This is a genomic window from Rhizobium sp. AN5, from assembly GCF_900215255.1.
Lineage (GTDB): Bacteria > Pseudomonadota > Alphaproteobacteria > Rhizobiales > Rhizobiaceae > Agrobacterium > Agrobacterium tumefaciens.
In genome coordinates this window covers 194,382-210,329 of the sequence record NZ_OCMJ01000004.1, presented here as the reverse complement: position 1 = coordinate 210,329, position 15,948 = coordinate 194,382, and the positions used below count along the sequence as shown (strand labels likewise).

The window sequence follows — 15,948 nt, the reverse complement described above, 5'->3', positions numbered from 1 at the left end:
CAACGGCCTTCGAATTATTGCCCCCTTGCCGGGTTTTTCAGTTCATCAACTTTAAAAACACGGCAGTTATTTTGAATTCTCCCGGCGACGCCGGAAAGCACGGAGAATAAGGTGTCGTTGAATACGCCGCGGTTCAGCCATCTAGTCAGACTGGGATTGACCTATATGGCATCCGGCGGGGCGCTTTTGATGTCCAGCGCCGCCCAGCTTTTGACCTTCGCCCTGCTTGCCCGCCATCTCGGCGTGGAACAATTCGCGCTCTATGCCTCGATCACGGCCGTGACCAATCTCGGCGTACAGATTTGTGGTTTCGGTTCGCAGGAATCGCTGATCCGCCGCGTGGCGCAGGATCGCAGCATGTTTCCCGTGATGCTCGGCCACAGCTATCTCTTGAGCGCCGCGACCGGCATTGTGCTGACCATCATCGGCATGGTCACGATCCCGGTGTTTTTCCCGACGTCGGAAACATTGCTGCATACCCTCATCACCACTTTCGTGATCCTGGTGACGAACCTCATCCTTTTGAAAGTCATTTCGCTTTCCACCCAAAGCTTCATCGCCCATTCCGACTTCGCCTCCGCCAACAAGCTGGAAGTGATGTTCGCCGTCGCCCGCACAATTGCCGCCGTGGTCGCCTGTCTCATCTTCAAGGTGGAGACGGTGGAGGCCTGGGCCCTGTGGAACCTGGCTGCCCATACGATTGCGGCAGTGATTTCGCTGAAGGCGATCGGCAGGCTCGGTCGGCCGGTCTTCCGGATCGTTCGCGATGAAATCCGCATCGGCATCCTGTTTTCCACCCAGTTCCTGTTCAAGGCCGTGCGTGGCAATGCCGATATTCTCGTTCTCGGTGCCGTTGCCAGCGCCGAGGTTCTGGGCAGCTACTCCATTGCCCGGCGGATTCTCGACAGCTCCTACCTCTCCGTCGAGGCTCTCAACCGGCTGATCTATCCGGGGTCGGCCTCAGCCGCCTTGCAGGGTATCGGAAAGACCATAGAGCGCGCCTATAATGTGCTGAAGGCAGCGCTTGTCATCGCAGTCGGCAGCGCGCTGGTCATCTTCATCATCGCACCCTTCCTGCCGCTATTGTTCGGCGACGAATACGTCTCGCTGCCGATCATCACCCGTATACTTTGCTGGGTCGTGCTGCCGATGGCCGTTGCGGCGACCGCGCTTGAGGCGCTTGGAGCATCCGGACGGCAGGATATTCGCGCCAAGATATGGAACAGCGGCAATCTCATCGGCTCCGTCATCGTCGCCTTCCTCACGTGGTCCTTCAGCATTTCGGGAACGATCGGCAGCTATTTCTTCGTGGAAGCCGCCATCGCCGCCGCCGTTTGGATCGCGCTTTTGCGATTAAGGCGCAACGAAGAAGCCTTTGCGGCCGCCAAATAGAACGTCATCCGGGCACCGATACGAGTGAAACCGGATTTCTCTAATAAAGCCCGTAGGGGAAATAACGCCGGTAGATTTCCTCCAGCCGGCCATTGCGCGAAAGTGCGGCAAGCGCCTGATCAAAGGCCGGTACAAGCACATCGTCCGGATCAACTGCCATGATGGAAAGGCCTTCGCCAAGAAATCTGTCGGATAAATAAGGCCCGCCGAAAAGCGCACAGCAACCACCGGACGTGCTTCCCGAAACCCAGAAAGGCAGGCGCAGCCCATCCGCAAAAACGGCGTCCACCTTGCCCGTCTTCAACGCCTCATACATGGGTTCGTAGCCATTAAAGCCTTCGGCCGCGGCTTTGGGAAAAAATGCCTTGAGCATCTGTTCGTGCCGTGAGCCTGTGACCACACCCACCTTCTTTCCCGACAGGGCATCTGCGCCGGAGCCAGTGAATTTCGCCGCCTTGTTGACGGCAAGACGCGCGGGCAACAGCAGATAGGGTCGCGAGAAGGTGAAACTCTTGCGCAGATCGGCGGTGGTGGCGATACCGGAAATCACCGCTTCGCCCTCTCCCATTTCCAGCGCTGCCTCCAGCTCGTCGAACGGCAGTGCCTGCACCTGGCATTTGCTCTCAACCTTCAGCTGGGCGCAGATTTCGCGCACCAGATCGACATGAAAACCGGCAAGCCGGCCTTCCTGATCGGTAAAATTGAAGGGTGGGAAATCGACCGACATCAAAAACCTGATCCGGGGCACGGAGGACAGATCGCCACCCGGAAACCGCTCCTGCGCATCAAACAGCACCGGCATGCGGTTTCTGTCCGAGAGACCTTCCGCATGAATTTTTCCAAAATTACCACCGAATTGTAAAGCGATAGCTAAAGTAAAACCAATACCTATATTTCGCGTTACATTCATAATTCTCATCTATACTGTCCGTAACAAGAAGCGGGGCGTTACCATGGCGGCGGCGGCGATGCATGGATTATTTTAGGCACTATACACGAGAATCGTTCCGCACGACGTCAGTAGGGCGAAAAATTGCGTTTTCGCTCATTGGCGACAATCCGCTTTGGACAGCGCCCGAACCCGACGAGCACGGGCCAACACGCTTTCTCTCTTCGCTGGGGTTCGGCAAGCCTTACATCGCCGCATTCGAAGAGCAGGCCCTCAAAAACGGCTCAACCGTGGAAGACGAATTGCTGGCGAGCGGCCTTGTTGATGCGGATGCGTATTACGGTGCTTTTGCCAGATTCTTGCGATTGCCGTTTCGACCGGAAATCGATCCGGGTCGGGTGGCAGACATCAATCACCTGGACGCGCAACTAGCCGAACCACGGCTCCTGCGGTTGACACCGCTGAATGGTAAGCCAGTGCTGCTGATCGTGCCGGAACTGGCAAGGATGGAATTGCTGAAAGGCATCCTCGATCAGCGTCCGTATCTTCTCGAAGAACTTGCCGTGACCACGCCACAGGCCATGCGCAGCGCAATCTGGAAGGCGGGCGAAGCACGCCGCTGCCGAGACACGCGACATCAGCTTTTCAACGCGGCGCCGCAGCATTCCGCAAGGATCACGCTGCATGGCGAGCAGGGTTTTGTCAGCGGCATTCTCGTTACCCTGCTCGTTCTGTCGCTACTGTTTTATACGCAGGCGGCCCTGGTCTATATTCACGTCACCCTCACGATGCTTTATCTCTCCACCTTGCTTTTCAGGTTGTTTGCACTCGTCCATACGCCCAAAGGAAACGATGCGAAAACCGTCATACCACTCCAGCAGGACGGGGAGCTGCCGATCTACACCATTCTTGTGCCGCTTTATCGCGAAGAGGCGGTCGTTGAGCAGCTCATTCGTGCGCTGGAGCGGCTGGACTGGCCCAAATCCCGGCTCGATATCAAGCTCGTCTGCGAGGCAGACGACGCAGCGACGATAGAGGCTGTCCAGCGGATAAATCCCGGTCCGCATATCGAGATCGTCAGGGTGCCGCCATCCATGCCACGCACGAAGCCCAAGGCCCTGACCTATGCGCTTTCCGGCGCGCGTGGCACTTTCGTTGCCGTCTACGACGCCGAGGACCGGCCGCATCCGCTGCAACTGCGCGAAGCCTATGCCGCCTTCCGCGACCAGCCGGACGAGGTGGCCTGTGTGCAGGCGCCGCTTATTATCAGCAATGCCAACTCCTCCTGGCTCAGCGCCTGTTTCGCACTGGAATATTCCGGTCTTTTCCGCTGCATCTTGCCCGTTCTTGCAGCGTGCAAGTTGCCGCTGCCGCTTGGTGGCACCTCCAACCATTTCCGCACCGCCGTGTTACGCCGGGTGGGAGGATGGGACCCCTATAATGTGACGGAAGATGCCGATATGGGCCTCCGGCTGCACAGGCTGGGTTATCGCTGTGGTGTCATCCGGCGACAGACACTGGAGGATGCCCCGACCTCCCTTTCCGTCTGGCTGAACCAGCGCGCGCGTTGGTACAAGGGCTGGCTGCAAAGCTGGCTGGTCATGACCCGCTCGCCCTTCGCGACCGCGCGCCGCATGGGATGGATCGCCTATATCGTCTTTCAGCTGCTGATTGGCGGTATGCTTCTGTCGTCCCTGGCCCATCCCTTGCTGTTTGTTTCCTTCGCCTTCATGGCCATGGCAATCCGGGAAAACGGCGCGGATATGCTGCTTTCCTGGCAGGGCATTCTGTTTTTCATCGATACGCTGAATATTTTCGGAAGCTACGCCATCTTCGCACTGATGGGCAGAAACAGGATGATAGCTCATGAGAAACAACAGGTCGGACGGCGCTGGTTGGCGATCCCGCTTTACTGGCTGATGCTGTCACTCGCCGCATGGCGCGCCGTAGTGGAATTGAAAACCAAGCCGTTCGTCTGGAACAAGACGCCGCATATGCCGGTCATCAGGAACAAGGCCTGACGACCGGATTCTACAAACGAATTCCGGTTCCGTCAGCGCCGACACTGCGGATATGGCATAAACCAAAACGCCTTGCCGAACGAGGCTTCTCCTCCGGCAAGGTTCTATCGCTTCGCAAAAGATCGGCCGAGCAGCTCTATTTGGTAACGAGCTTGTTCTTGATGAGGCCGACAATGATCTGGACAATCAGGCCGCCGACGCCGCCGCCAACCAGCTGGCCAGCAAGAGCGCCTATATCCACGCCGCCGGCTGCTGCAGTTCCCGCCGTCCCGAGCAGCGATCCGAGCACGGTTCCGCCGCCGATGCCGCCAATAGCGCCGGCAATCAGGTTGCCGAGCGCACCGAGATCGGAATCCTTGAGTATTTTTCCGCCGGCCGAACCACCAACCGCACCGCCGACAATTTGGGCCAATATCGAAGTAAGATCCATGTCATCCTCCTCACAGGTTTCCCCGACCATTCGGGCAAACAATGCTTCCCATTCATGTCTGTGCGGGCCGGAGAAAGCGGGCCTTGAGCCTTAGTCTTTCTCGCCGAAAAGTTTCCAGACCACGGCGCCGATTGCGCCGCCGAGGATCGGAGCGAGCCAGAACAGCCAGAGCTGTTGCAGCGCCCATCCACCAACAAACAACGCCTGTCCCGTCGAGCGGGCCGGATTGACGGATGTGTTGGTGACCGGAATGGAGATCAGATGAATAAGTGTGAGAGCAAGGCCAATGGCGATCGGCGCAAACCCAGTGGGAACCCTGCCGTGCGTCGATCCCAGAATGACGATCAGGAAAAATGCCGTCAAAATGACTTCGATCAGCAGTGCCGACACGAGCGAATATCCACCCGGTGAATGTTCGCCGTAACCATTTGCAGCAAAACCGCCTATATCGGCACCGGCTTTGCCGGTAAGGATGACATAAAGCGCCCCCGCCGCGACGATCGCCCCCAGAACCTGCGCCACTATGTAAGGAACGAGGTTCGATGCCGGAAATTTGCCAGCAACGGACAGACCGACGGAAACGGCCGGATTAAAATGACCGCCCGAAATGCCCCCGACCGCGTAGGCCATGGTCAATACAGTCAGACCGAAAGCGAAAGCGACACCGAGAAAGCCAATGCCGAGTTCAGGGAAAGCAGCGGCAAAAACCGCACTGCCGCAACCTCCGAACACGAGCCAGAAAGTGCCAAGAAATTCCGAAAGAAGCTTGCGACTCATAACACTCCCCCAATAATGTTACGACTGGATCAACTATTACGTGTAATTTAATTGCAGTCAAGCTAAATCGCATAGTCGCACTTTTGCCGGAGCGATGGCGGTGACATGCGCGCTTTTCGCTGGTCAGGAAATTGTTTGGATTGCCTTGAAAATATGGAGCGGGTGAAGGGAATCGAACCCTCGTATTCAGCTTGGGAAGCTGCTGCTCTACCATTGAGCTACACCCGCGCCGCGCACAAGACATCGGATAGTTCTTATCGGGTGTCAAGCACCCGACAGGATCATTACTCCGCGCGGAAATGCTTGGAGAGCTTCAGGCCCTGTGCCTGATAGTTGGAGCCAAGGCCGCTGCCGTAGAGGCCATCAGGTTTTTGCAACATGTGCTCGTAAACCAGCCGGCCGACGATCTGGCCGTGTTCGAGGATGAAGGGCACCTCGTGGCTGCGCACTTCGAGAACGGCGCGACTGCCCGTGCCGCCCGCCTGCGCATGGCCGAAGCCTGGATCGAAGAAGCCCGCATAATGCACGCGGAACTCGCCCACCAAGGGATCGAAGGGCGTCATTTCGGCCGCATAAAGTGGCGGTACATGCACGGCTTCACGCGAAACGAGAATATAGAACTCATCCGGATCGAGGATCAGTTCGGCACGGCCGCGGGCGTAGAGAGGTTCCCAGAAATCGAGAACATCGTGCTGAGCCTTCTTGTCTACATCTACCACCGCCGTGTGATGCTTGCCGCGATAGCCGATCAGCCCTGTTTCACCGAAACCCTTGAGGTCGATGGAAAGCGCGATGCCGCCGCCGGTCACATTAGGGGTTTCGCTGGCGACCAGCATCTCCGTCTCGTGCAATTTCAGAAGCTCGGCTTCATTGAGCAACGAGTGGCCGATGCGGAAACGGATTTGCGAGAGGCGCGAGCCGCGACGCACGACGACGGGGAAGGTGCGCGGGCTGATTTCCAGATAGAGCGGGCCGGCATAGCCCGCAGGTATCTTGTCGAATTCCTGCGCATTGTCGGTCATGACGCGGGTGAAGATATCAAGACGCCCCGTCGAGCTTTTGGGATTGGCCGAAGCCGACATATCCGCCGGCAGCTCCAGGCTCTCCATCAAGGGCACGATGTAGACGCAACCGGTTTCCAGCACCGCCCCCTCGCTCAGATCGACCTCGTGCAGGCTGAAGCGGTTGAGCTTGTCGATGACTCGGGTTCCGGGGCCGGGCATGAAACTGGCGCGCACGCGATAGGCTTTGGAGCCCAGTCGCAGATCGAGGCTCGCGGGTTGCACCTGATCGACATCGAGATCAGCCTCGCTTTTCAGCTTGCCGCCCGCAAACAGCGCCCTGATCGCGCCATCCGCCAAAATGCCCGTGGTTCTGGTCATGATCATCATTCCTTTTTACGGCGACAAAACCAAAAGGAAAGCATTGACGCAAGCCGGTAACGGCAGTATGGCAAGCTTATCCCGTGGTGATTTGGCCGGTCGGCTTGCAGCCACGTTAAACAAGTGGCTAAAAAGACCGGGTGCTAGGAACCGGTCTGCTTTTGCGACCGGTTTTTTTGTTTTGAGGTGATCACATGAGCAATAAATGGCGCCCGGCAACCCAGCTCGTTCACGGCGGTACGCTACGCTCACCCTATGGTGAAACGTCGGAAGCGATCTATCTGACCCAGGGTTTCGTTTACGAAAACTCCGAAGCCGCCGAAGCGCGCTTCAAGGGCGAAACGGATGGCTTCATCTATGCCCGCTATGCAAGCCCTACCAATGACATGTTCGAAAAGCGCATGTGCCTGCTGGAAGGTGCGGAAGACGCACGCGCACTTGCCTCCGGCATGGCCGCCGTGACAGCCGCCATCATGTGCCAGCTGCGTGCAGGCGACCATATCGTTGCTGCCCGCGCGCTTTTTGGCTCCTGCCGCTGGGTGGTGGAAACGCTTGCACCCAAATACGGCATCGAGTGCACGCTGATCGACGGACGCGATCTCAACAATTGGGAAAAGGCGATCCAGCCGAACACCAAGCTGTTTTTCCTCGAAAGCCCGACCAACCCGACACTCGAAGTGGTGGATATTGCCGGCGTGGCGAAGCTCGCCAACCAGATCGGCGCGAAAGTGGTTGTCGACAATGTTTTCGCCACACCGCTTTTCCAGAAGCCGCTCGAACTCGGCGCCCATATCGTCGTTTATTCGGCGACGAAGCATATTGACGGTCAGGGCCGTTGCCTTGGCGGCGTGATCCTTTCCGACAAGAAGTGGATTGAGGAAGAGCTGCAGGACTATTTCCGCCACACCGGCCCAGCCATGTCGCCGTTCAATGCCTGGACGCTGCTGAAGGGCATCGAAACCCTGCCGCTGCGTGTCAAACAGCAGACGGCCAATGCCTCGAAGATCGCCGATTTCCTCGCCGACAGCGGCAAGGTTGCCAAAGTGATCTATCCGGGCCGCGCCGACCATCCGCAGGCAGACATCATCGCGCGGCAGATGTCGGGCGGCTCGACGCTCGTGGCTTTCGAACTGAAGGGCGGCAAGGAAGCGGCATTCGCACTACAGAACGCGCTTGATATCGTGAAGATTTCCAACAATCTCGGCGATGCCAAGAGCCTCATCACGCACCCCGGCACCACGACGCACAAGAACCTGACCGACGAGGCGCGCGCCGAACTCGGTATTTCCGGCGGGACCCTGCGTCTTTCCTGCGGTATCGAAGATACGGACGATCTGCTGGAGGATCTGGCTAAGGGTCTTGCGGCCGTTTCAATTTAAGAATTCAATCGACATATCGCCATGGCCCGACTTCCCCGTCGGGCCATGGCACGCATCCCGCCTGGGCGAAAGCCCGCGTCGGGCAACCAATATTTACCTTTATCGTTATCCCTAACGGTGAAAAAACGGCGCAACAGAAGATGCACGTGGTCGTCAAGTCATTCATTTTCTTGACGATAGCCAGAACCTGTAGTGTAGGATGATGGCAGCAGGGAAAATATCGAGGTGTGGCGCGTATGTATCGTGCTCTGACAAGGGATATCGAGGTAACGGTCGATCCGTATTATCTCGAGGAACAGTCCGACCCGGATGACGATCGTTACGTCTGGGGCTATAAAGTCGTGATCTCGAACAATTCCGATGTTCCGATAACACTCGTCAACCGCTATTGGCACATCACCGACCAGAACGGACAGGTGGATGAGGTCTACGGGCCGGGTGTCGTCGGCGAAAAACCGCACCTGAACCCCGGCGACAGCTACGAATATTCATCCGGCTGCCCGCTGGATACGCCGTCAGGCCTTATGTTCGGCCATTATGAAATGGAAACGGACAAAGGCGAAGTGTTTAACGTTACCATCCCCGCCTTTTCACTGGATTCACCCGGCCTGTTGCGGGTGCTGAATTGACGAAAAGCCGCGCGATCCACAACCGCGGCTCTCCTCGTCAGACGTTTTCAAACTCGCTGACATCATAGCGATAGGTCGTGGAGCAGAACTCGCACGTCACGGCAATCGCACCGTCTTCCTCACTCGCCTTGATCTCTTCGGCGGTGAAACCGGACAGCACACCCTTGATCTTGTCCCGTGAACAGCTGCAACGGTCGAAAATGACCTGCGGATCGTAGATGCGCACGCCGCTCTCGTGGAAAAGCCTGTAAAGCAGACGCTCCACTGGCACCTGCGGATCGGTCAGTTCGTCGGTATCCACCGTATTCAGCAGCGACACTGCCTCTGTCCAGGCATCGTCCTCGGCCCCTTCGTAATCGCCCTCGTCGCCGTCACCGCCATGGAGATCGCGCATGCGCAAACGCTCGGGCGCCTGCGGCAGGAACTGGGCAATCACGCCGCCTGCACGCCAGCTATGGCGCGGCTTGCCTTCTCCGTCACGGTCGAAGAACTGGGCAACACCGAGGCGCACGCGGGTGGGAAGCTGTTCCGACTGACGGAAATAAACCCCGGCGATTTCTTCCAGCGAAGAACCGTCCAGCGGCACGATGCCCTGATAAGGCTGCATGCCGACGCCCTGATCGATGGTGAAGGCCAGAATGCCGGTTCCGAGCAGTTGTTCAGGCGAGGTTTGCCCCGCAGCGACAGCTTCCGCCAGCCGCTCCTCATCGAAACGGGCATAAGCGCGCATGCTCTCGGGCGCGGTGAAATCCGCCACCAGAAGGTCAACCGGGCCGTCGCCCTTGGTCTGCACGGTCAGCTTGCCGGAAAATTTCAGGGATGTGCCGATCAGCGCTGTCAGAACCGTTGCTTCCGCCAGCAGGCGGGCGACAATCTCGGGATATTCGTGACGTTCGAGGATGGCATTCAACAGCGGCCCGACCTGTACGGCGCGACCGCGCACGTCCAGACCTTCGACCTGAAAGGGCACAACCTTGTCGTCGCCAGCTAAATCGAGATTGTCCAGTTCAACCGTTACATCTGCCATGTCATAACTCCCTGGCGCAGCCGTTGCGCCGCTACCGTCCAAAAGTCCGGCTTTTAAAATGTACTTTTTCAGCTTGTCGCACAGAGATCCGGGAAGCGAAACCGCCTCCGGGGAAAATCGTGCAAATCGTGAGGTAGCCCGCCAGCGAAAAGCCGACGAGCGTCTTCGAAGCCCCACAGATGGGAATGTGCATCGCCGAGTTCAAGCACCCGGCCGATAGCGGTCAGATGACGCCCATGCACCATGCGATAATGGACTTCTGCGCATGGAGCCGGTTTTCCGCCTCGTCGAAGACCACCGATTGCGGCCCGTCGATCACTGCATCCGTTACTTCCTCACCGCGATGCGCCGGCAGGCAGTGCATGAACAGCGCTTCCTTGTTGGCCTTCGCCATCAGCGCTTCATTGACCTGATAAGGCTGGAAGATATTGTGGCCGCGCGCCTTGTGTTCCTGGTTCATGGACACCCAGGTATCGGTGACGACGCAATCAGCGCCCGCCACTGCCTTGTCGGCATCGTGGTACAGCGAGATTTCGCCGCCATTGTTGCGCGCCCAGTTCAGGAACTTGTCGTGCGGTTCCGAACCCATCGGTACTGCCATCGCCATGCGGTAACCGAAACGGGCGGAGCCCTCCACGAACGAATGCAGCACGTTATTGCCGTCACCCGTCCAGGCAATGGTCTTGCCCTTGACCGGGCCGCGATGTTCCTCGAACGTCAATATATCCGCCATGATCTGGCAAGGATGCGTATCGTCCGTCAGGCCGTTGATAACAGGCACGGTGGCGTGTTCGGCAAGCTCGAGCAGACGCGAATGATCAGTGGTACGGATCATGATGGCATCGACATAGCGCGACAGCACCTTGGCCGTATCGCCAATCGTTTCCGCGCGGCCGAGCTGCATTTCCGTGCCCGACAGGAAAAGGGTCTCACCGCCGAGCTGGCGCATGCCGACATCGAAGGAGACGCGGGTGCGTGTGGACGGCTTTTCGAAGATCATTGCCAGCATCTTGCCGGCAAGCGGCTTTTCCGCTGTGCCGGTTTTGGTGGCAATCTTGCGCGTGCGCGCATCATCAAGAATTGTCCGCAGATCCTCCGACCCGACGGCCGAGAGGTCCAGAAAATGTTTTGGTGAACCCATTCTAATCTGTCCCATGCTTGCGAGCCCCTGAAGAGAGGCCCGCTCTTGATTTTTTCAGGCGCTTTTTGCCTGTTTCGCAACCGTCAGGGAGGCGGCAGCCGCGTCGATACGTGCAAGACCCTCACGGGCCTCTTCAGCCGTGGTCACGAGCGGCGGCAGAAGACGGATGACATTGTCGCCCGCAGGCACGCCAAGCAGATGCTCTGCGCGCATGGCCTGCAGCAATTCGCCCGAAGGAATCTTCGCCTTGATGCCCAGAAGCAGACCTTCGCCGCGAATTTCCTCGATCACGTCGGGATACCGGTCCTTGAGCGAGGCCAGCCCCTGCCGGAAGACCAGCGAGACGTCACGGACCTTCTCGAGAAAACCTTCGGAGAGAACGACGTCAAGCACGGCATTGCCGACTGCCATGGCCAGCGGGTTGCCGCCATAGGTGGTGCCATGCACGCCCGCCGTCATGCCGGAAGCGGCATCTGCCGTGGAAAGGCATGCGCCGAGCGGGAAACCGCCGCCGATACCCTTGGCGACTGCCATGATATCGGGCGCAACACCGGTATGTTCATAAGCAAACAGCTTGCCTGTGCGGCCGACACCCGTCTGAACCTCATCGAAAATCAGCAGCAGGCCGTGCTCGTCGCACAATCCGCGCAGGATTTGCAGGAATTCCTTGCTGGGCGAGCGAATGCCGCCCTCGCCCTGGATGGGCTCGATCAGAAGTGCTGCAGTCTCAGCCGTGATGACGGCCTTGAGGGCATCGACATCACCGAACGGAACCTGATCGAAACCTTCGACCTTGGGACCGAAACCTTCGAGGTATTTCTGCTGGCCACCCGCGGCGATCGTCGCAAGTGTACGGCCATGGAAAGCGCCTTCGAAGGACACGATGCGGAACTTCTCCGGATGGCCCTTGGTATAATGATAACGGCGGGCAGTCTTGATGGCGCATTCCAGGGCTTCCGCGCCTGAATTTGTGAAGAATACCTTGTCCGCGAAAGTCGCTTCCGTCAGGCGCCTGGCGAGTTTTTCCTGTCCCGGCACTTCATAAAGGTTCGAGACGTGCCAGACCTTCTCGGCCTGCGTCTTGATCGCATCAACGAGGTGAGGATGGGCGTGGCCCAGCGAGTTGACAGCAACACCGGCCGCAAAATCCAGATATCGCTCGCCGCTTTCCGTGAACAGCCATACACCCTCACCGCGCTCGAAGCGCAAGGGGGCTCTTGAAAACGTATCAAACAATGGCGCGCCGGCTTCGGCCATGGCTGTATCACTCCTTGCGCAGATGCGCTGTCAAACTGTTGTCAATAGGCTTGCGGGGTTATCCCTCGCCTGAAAATCAAAATGCCGCCTTGCGGCGGCAGGGGCACTATTGTCACTTCGTTTGCCGATGTCAACAAAAGTCAGCGTTTCCCGGGCTTCTCAAGCACTAGTATGCGGCGGCGAACCAGCCCCAAGGTGTTGCCTTTCAGACTCAATACGCCAGCAAGTTGGGGAAAACCGGAAAATCGATTCCAGATGATTCCCGCGACTCTTGCCACGGAGTCGGGCTGGCACTAGGTTAATCGCTAATTACTAGACTGCATTGCGGCGGAACTAGTCACCGAAAATCAGGCAGAAACCACGCTTGCGGCATGCCCGCGAGACGGAGAGGGATTCTGCCGAAAATACACGCGACAAGCGGAGAAGCGGCATGAACTGGACAGACGAACGAGTCGAAAAGCTCAAGAAATTGTGGTCCGAGGGCCTTAGCGCCAGCCAGATTGCAGCGCAGCTGGGCGGCGTCAGCCGTAATGCCGTGATCGGCAAGGTCCATCGTCTCAATCTGCCGGGACGCGTCAAGGCTGGCGGTCCTGTGACTTCGGCACGCTCCGCGCCGAAGCGCACCGCTGCCCCTGCGCCGCGCGCGACCACTTTCGCAGGTCGCGTCAACGCGGCACCGGCGCGCATCCTCACCCGTTCGAACGCGGCAACGGCGCTGCACGAGGAGATCGATATCGAGACCGCGCAGGTGCTCGATTACGTTCCTTCCAAGAACGTGGTCACGCCGATTTCCCGTCGCCTGACGCTGACGGAACTGACCGAGCGCACCTGCAAGTGGCCGGTTGGCGATCCGCTGAAGGACGACTTCCATTTCTGCGGTTGTGAAGCGCTGGAATCTTCGCCTTATTGCAAGTTCCATGCGAAACTCGCCTACCAGCCGGTGAGCGAGCGCCGCAAAGCTTGAGTGTTGCGGCACGCATTCAGCACTCAAAAATTACGGGCCTTCGGGCCCGTTTTTTTATGGTAAAAACCAAACAGGCTCCGGGGTTGGCTTGATAGCACGACGCACCCGTTACCCTTACTATTGGGCGTGACCCTTCAATCCGGATTTCAACGCGCCGCCGATCTCTCGGGTCAAAACGGACAATGGCATCGAGTTGGGCGGGTATTCATATAGAAAAAGCCCGAAACCGTTTCAGATTTCGGGCTTCCTGATTTTTTGGTGCACTACTTCGCCAGCTAAACTATCTGGTTCCGCTTCGCTCAAGCTTCCATCGAATATCCCGCACCACGCACCGTGCGGATGACATCTTGCATGTGCGAGAAATTCAGGGCCTTGCGCAGACGTCCGACATGCACATCGACAGTGCGCTCATCGACATAGATATCGTGACCCCAGACGCCATCCAGCAATTGCGAGCGGGAAAACACCCGACCCGGCGACGTCATCAGGAATTCCAGCAAGCGGAATTCCGTCGGGCCGAGGCGCACTTCGCGGCTTTTGCGGTGAACGCGATGGGTCTCGCGGTCCAGTTCGATATCGCCGCATTTCAGCACCGACGAAAGAACCTCCGGACGGGCCCGGCGCAACATGGCCTTGACCCGGGCCATGAGTTCCGGCGTCGAGAACGGCTTGACGACATAATCGTCAGCGCCGGTAGCGAGACCGCGAACCCGTTCGCTCTCTTCGCCACGCGCCGTCAGCATGATGATGGGCAGGCGTTCTGTTTCCGGCCGCATTCTCAAGCGCCGGCACAGTTCGATACCGGAGACACCGGGCAACATCCAGTCCAGGATGAGAAGATCCGGAATGCGCTCCTGCAGCCTGATTTCCGCCTCGTCGCCACGGGGTATCGTGTCGACGTCGTATCCCTCAGCCTCGAGATTGTAACGAAGCAGGACGCTCAATGCTTCCTCGTCTTCCACAACTGCAATCTTGGGCACCATATGCTGAACTCCGCAAGCTTCTGCTTGTCTGTTACTCGGTCACCGAACCAAGCGTGTTGGAACTGTCGTCTTTCGGACGCTCGCCCTCCGGCTGGCTGCCGGTGGTCATGTAATAGATCGTCTCTGCGATATTCGTCGCATGATCGCCGATACGCTCGATGTTCTTGGCGCAGAACAGAAGATGCGTGCAGGTGGTGATGTTGCGCGGGTCTTCCATCATGTAGGTCAGAAGCTCGCGGAAGAGCGACGTGTACATGGCATCGATTTCCTCGTCGCGCTCACGGATCGCATTGGCCTTTTCGGCGGAACGCGTGGAATAGACGTCAAGGACTTCCTTGAGCTGCACCAGCGCCAGGTCGGACAGATGCTCGATGCCGCGGGCGAGCTTGCGCGGAACGCCGGTGCCGGCGACAGCGATGACGCGCTTGGCCGTGTTCTTGCCAAGATCGCCGACGCGTTCGAGATCGGCGGCGATACGCAGGGTGCCGATGATCTCGCGAAGGTCTGCCGCCATCGGCTGACGCTTGGCGATGGTTACGATCGCCTTGTCGCCGATTTCGCGCTCAGCGTGGTCGAGAATTGTGTCGTCCGAAATGACTTTCTGCGCGAGCGCCGCATCGGAATTGACGAGCGCGCGCACGGCGTCACCGCACATCTGCTCGGCAAGACCGCCCATTTCGGCGATGCGGCGCGTCAGAAACTTCAGTTCGTCGTCATAGGCAGACAGGATATGCGAATGGGTCGTTGTCTGTGTCATGGTCTATTCCTCCGGCTTGGCCTGCATGCGCGTGCCCAACAGCGGGGCACGGCAGAGGCACCAGTCTTGTACGGTTACGATAAAGCACCGGCCGGGGATCAGCCGAAGCGGCCCATGATGTAGTCCTGCGTGCGCTGGTCGTCCGGATTGGTGAACATCTTGTCGGTTTCGTTTTCTTCGACAAGATGACCAAGATGGAACATGGCCGTACGCTGGGAAACGCGCGCCGCCTGCTGCATGGAGTGCGTGACGATGACGATGGTGTAGTTGGTGCGCAGTTCGTGGATCAGTTCCTCGACCTTAGCAGTCGCGATCGGATCCAGCGCCGAGCACGGCTCGTCCATCAGGATCACTTCCGGGCTGACGGCAACCGCGCGTGCGATGCACAGACGCTGCTGCTGGCCACCGGAGAGGCCCGTGCCGGATTCCAGCAAACGGTCCTTCACTTCGTTCCAGAGACCCGCTTTCTGCAGGCTATGCTCGACGATCTGGTCCATATCCGCCTTGTTGCGGGCGAGACCGTGGATACGCGGGCCGTAGGCGATGTTCTCATAAATCGTCTTCGGAAACGGGTTCGGCTTCTGGAACACCATGCCGACGCGGGCACGCAGTTCCACGACGTCGATCTGCTGATCGTAGATATCGTCGGTATCGAGCGTGATCTTGCCGGTGACCCGGCAACCGTCGATCGTGTCGTTCATACGGTTCAAGGTGCGCAGGAAAGTGGATTTACCGCAACCGGACGGGCCGATAAGTGCAGTCACCGTGTTTTCGCGGACATTGAGGTTCACGTCGTAAAGCGCGCGCTTTTCGCCGTAATAAACCGAAACGTCCTTGCCGATCATCTTGTATGAGACTTCATTCATTTTCTTGTCCAGCGCCTTTTCAACTGCTGCTTCCGACAACATGTTCATTGCTCT

General features: G+C 58.3%; 15 protein-coding genes, 1 tRNA gene and 1 riboswitch. Of the genes, 5 read left to right on the top strand and 11 right to left on the bottom strand.

Annotated features, from left to right (window positions below; translation table 11 throughout):
- Window positions 1-165 precede the first annotated feature (165 nt).
- Complete coding sequence (gene uppX, locus CRP02_RS13270) at window positions 166-1,392, top strand: Wzx-type polysaccharide biosynthesis protein UppX (protein WP_236772363.1); 1,227 nt, start codon at window positions 166-168, stop codon at window positions 1,390-1,392.
- Window positions 1,393-1,432: 40 nt separating this feature from the next.
- Here the strand turns inward: uppX and CRP02_RS13265 are convergent, their stop codons facing one another.
- A complete protein-coding gene (locus CRP02_RS13265) occupies window positions 1,433-2,194 on the bottom strand; it encodes a transporter substrate-binding domain-containing protein (protein WP_097101448.1) in 762 nt (253 codons plus the stop codon).
- 170 nt (window positions 2,195-2,364) lie between these two features.
- Here CRP02_RS13265 and CRP02_RS13260 point away from each other — a divergent pair, with 170 nt between their 5' ends.
- Window positions 2,365-4,302: a glycosyltransferase family 2 protein gene (locus CRP02_RS13260; RefSeq protein WP_179784013.1), complete on the top strand. Its 1,938-nt coding sequence runs from the start codon at window positions 2,365-2,367 to the stop codon at window positions 4,300-4,302.
- Between the two features lie 136 nt (window positions 4,303-4,438).
- Here the strand turns inward: CRP02_RS13260 and CRP02_RS13255 are convergent, their stop codons facing one another.
- The 4 genes from CRP02_RS13255 to CRP02_RS13240 all read right to left on the bottom strand — a co-directional run bounded on the left by CRP02_RS13255 (window position 4,439) and on the right by CRP02_RS13240 (window position 6,891).
- Window positions 4,439-4,732 carry a hypothetical protein gene (locus CRP02_RS13255; protein ID WP_179784012.1) on the bottom strand — a complete coding sequence of 98 codons (294 nt, stop codon included), beginning with the start codon at window positions 4,730-4,732 and terminating at the stop codon, window positions 4,439-4,441.
- A gap of 90 nt (window positions 4,733-4,822) precedes the next feature.
- Window positions 4,823-5,509: an aquaporin Z gene (gene aqpZ / locus CRP02_RS13250; RefSeq protein ID WP_019564342.1), complete on the bottom strand. Its 687-nt coding sequence runs from the start codon at window positions 5,507-5,509 to the stop codon at window positions 4,823-4,825.
- 154 nt (window positions 5,510-5,663) lie between these two features.
- A tRNA-Gly gene (locus tag CRP02_RS13245) sits at window positions 5,664-5,737 on the bottom strand.
- A gap of 56 nt (window positions 5,738-5,793) precedes the next feature.
- Window positions 5,794-6,891 carry a 2'-deoxycytidine 5'-triphosphate deaminase gene (locus CRP02_RS13240; protein WP_097103160.1) on the bottom strand — a complete coding sequence of 366 codons (1,098 nt, stop codon included), beginning with the start codon at window positions 6,889-6,891 and terminating at the stop codon, window positions 5,794-5,796.
- 73 nt (window positions 6,892-6,964) lie between these two features.
- A riboswitch (SAM riboswitch) is annotated at window positions 6,965-7,043 on the top strand.
- 42 nt (window positions 7,044-7,085) lie between these two features.
- Between CRP02_RS13240 and CRP02_RS13235 the strand changes: the two genes are divergently transcribed.
- Both CRP02_RS13235 and apaG read left to right on the top strand, forming a co-directional pair.
- On the top strand, window positions 7,086-8,270 hold the full coding sequence (locus CRP02_RS13235) for an O-succinylhomoserine sulfhydrylase (protein ID WP_097171445.1): 1,185 nt from the start codon (window positions 7,086-7,088) through the stop codon (window positions 8,268-8,270).
- Between the two features lie 236 nt (window positions 8,271-8,506).
- Window positions 8,507-8,899, top strand: coding sequence for a Co2+/Mg2+ efflux protein ApaG (apaG, locus tag CRP02_RS13230; protein WP_003514932.1), 393 nt, complete (start codon window positions 8,507-8,509; stop codon window positions 8,897-8,899).
- 37 nt (window positions 8,900-8,936) lie between these two features.
- Here apaG and CRP02_RS13225 read toward each other — a convergent pair whose 3' ends face one another.
- The 3 genes from CRP02_RS13225 to CRP02_RS13215 form a co-directional block, all read right to left on the bottom strand.
- Window positions 8,937-9,926, bottom strand: coding sequence for an Hsp33 family molecular chaperone (locus CRP02_RS13225; RefSeq protein WP_097171444.1), 990 nt, complete (start codon window positions 9,924-9,926; stop codon window positions 8,937-8,939).
- A 223-nt stretch (window positions 9,927-10,149) separates the two neighbouring features.
- Complete coding sequence (gene argF, locus CRP02_RS13220) at window positions 10,150-11,067, bottom strand: ornithine carbamoyltransferase (protein WP_003514928.1); 918 nt, start codon at window positions 11,065-11,067, stop codon at window positions 10,150-10,152.
- Between the two features lie 54 nt (window positions 11,068-11,121).
- Window positions 11,122-12,324, bottom strand: a complete 1,203-nt coding sequence (locus CRP02_RS13215) for an aspartate aminotransferase family protein (RefSeq protein ID WP_097171443.1) — start codon at window positions 12,322-12,324, stop codon at window positions 11,122-11,124.
- 430 nt (window positions 12,325-12,754) lie between these two features.
- Here CRP02_RS13215 and CRP02_RS13205 point away from each other — a divergent pair, with 430 nt between their 5' ends.
- Complete coding sequence (locus CRP02_RS13205; RefSeq protein WP_003514924.1) at window positions 12,755-13,288, top strand: GcrA family cell cycle regulator; 534 nt, start codon at window positions 12,755-12,757, stop codon at window positions 13,286-13,288.
- 299 nt (window positions 13,289-13,587) lie between these two features.
- Here the strand turns inward: CRP02_RS13205 and phoB are convergent, their stop codons facing one another.
- The 3 genes from phoB to pstB all read right to left on the bottom strand — a co-directional run bounded on the left by phoB (window position 13,588) and on the right by pstB (window position 15,942).
- Window positions 13,588-14,271 carry a phosphate regulon transcriptional regulator PhoB gene (gene phoB, locus CRP02_RS13200; protein ID WP_003493692.1) on the bottom strand — a complete coding sequence of 228 codons (684 nt, stop codon included), beginning with the start codon at window positions 14,269-14,271 and terminating at the stop codon, window positions 13,588-13,590.
- Between the two features lie 31 nt (window positions 14,272-14,302).
- Window positions 14,303-15,028, bottom strand: coding sequence for a phosphate signaling complex protein PhoU (phoU, locus tag CRP02_RS13195; protein WP_003514921.1), 726 nt, complete (start codon window positions 15,026-15,028; stop codon window positions 14,303-14,305).
- A gap of 98 nt (window positions 15,029-15,126) precedes the next feature.
- Window positions 15,127-15,942 carry a phosphate ABC transporter ATP-binding protein PstB gene (pstB, locus tag CRP02_RS13190; RefSeq protein WP_003514913.1) on the bottom strand — a complete coding sequence of 272 codons (816 nt, stop codon included), beginning with the start codon at window positions 15,940-15,942 and terminating at the stop codon, window positions 15,127-15,129.
- Between the last annotated feature and the right edge of the window lie 6 nt (window positions 15,943-15,948).

Excerpts from the sequence above, each read along its gene's own strand:
- uppX (WP_236772363.1), top strand. The coding sequence starts at position 166 with ATGGCATCCGGCGGGGCGCTTTTGATGTCCAGCGCCGCCCAGCTTTTG.
- CRP02_RS13265 (WP_097101448.1), bottom strand. The coding sequence starts at position 2,194 with ATGCCGGTGCTGTTTGATGCGCAGGAGCGGTTTCCGGGTGGCGATCTG.
- CRP02_RS13260 (WP_179784013.1), top strand. The coding sequence starts at position 2,365 with ATGGATTATTTTAGGCACTATACACGAGAATCGTTCCGCACGACGTCA.
- CRP02_RS13255 (WP_179784012.1), bottom strand. The coding sequence starts at position 4,732 with ATGGATCTTACTTCGATATTGGCCCAAATTGTCGGCGGTGCGGTTGGT.
- aqpZ (WP_019564342.1), bottom strand. The coding sequence starts at position 5,509 with ATGAGTCGCAAGCTTCTTTCGGAATTTCTTGGCACTTTCTGGCTCGTG.
- CRP02_RS13240 (WP_097103160.1), bottom strand. The coding sequence starts at position 6,891 with ATGACCAGAACCACGGGCATTTTGGCGGATGGCGCGATCAGGGCGCTG.
- CRP02_RS13235 (WP_097171445.1), top strand. The coding sequence starts at position 7,086 with ATGAGCAATAAATGGCGCCCGGCAACCCAGCTCGTTCACGGCGGTACG.
- apaG (WP_003514932.1), top strand. The coding sequence starts at position 8,507 with ATGTATCGTGCTCTGACAAGGGATATCGAGGTAACGGTCGATCCGTAT.
- CRP02_RS13225 (WP_097171444.1), bottom strand. The coding sequence starts at position 9,926 with ATGGCAGATGTAACGGTTGAACTGGACAATCTCGATTTAGCTGGCGAC.
- argF (WP_003514928.1), bottom strand. The coding sequence starts at position 11,067 with ATGGGTTCACCAAAACATTTTCTGGACCTCTCGGCCGTCGGGTCGGAG.
- CRP02_RS13215 (WP_097171443.1), bottom strand. The coding sequence starts at position 12,324 with ATGGCCGAAGCCGGCGCGCCATTGTTTGATACGTTTTCAAGAGCCCCC.
- CRP02_RS13205 (WP_003514924.1), top strand. The coding sequence starts at position 12,755 with ATGAACTGGACAGACGAACGAGTCGAAAAGCTCAAGAAATTGTGGTCC.
- phoB (WP_003493692.1), bottom strand. The coding sequence starts at position 14,271 with ATGGTGCCCAAGATTGCAGTTGTGGAAGACGAGGAAGCATTGAGCGTC.
- phoU (WP_003514921.1), bottom strand. The coding sequence starts at position 15,028 with ATGACACAGACAACGACCCATTCGCATATCCTGTCTGCCTATGACGAC.
- pstB (WP_003514913.1), bottom strand. The coding sequence starts at position 15,942 with ATGAACATGTTGTCGGAAGCAGCAGTTGAAAAGGCGCTGGACAAGAAA.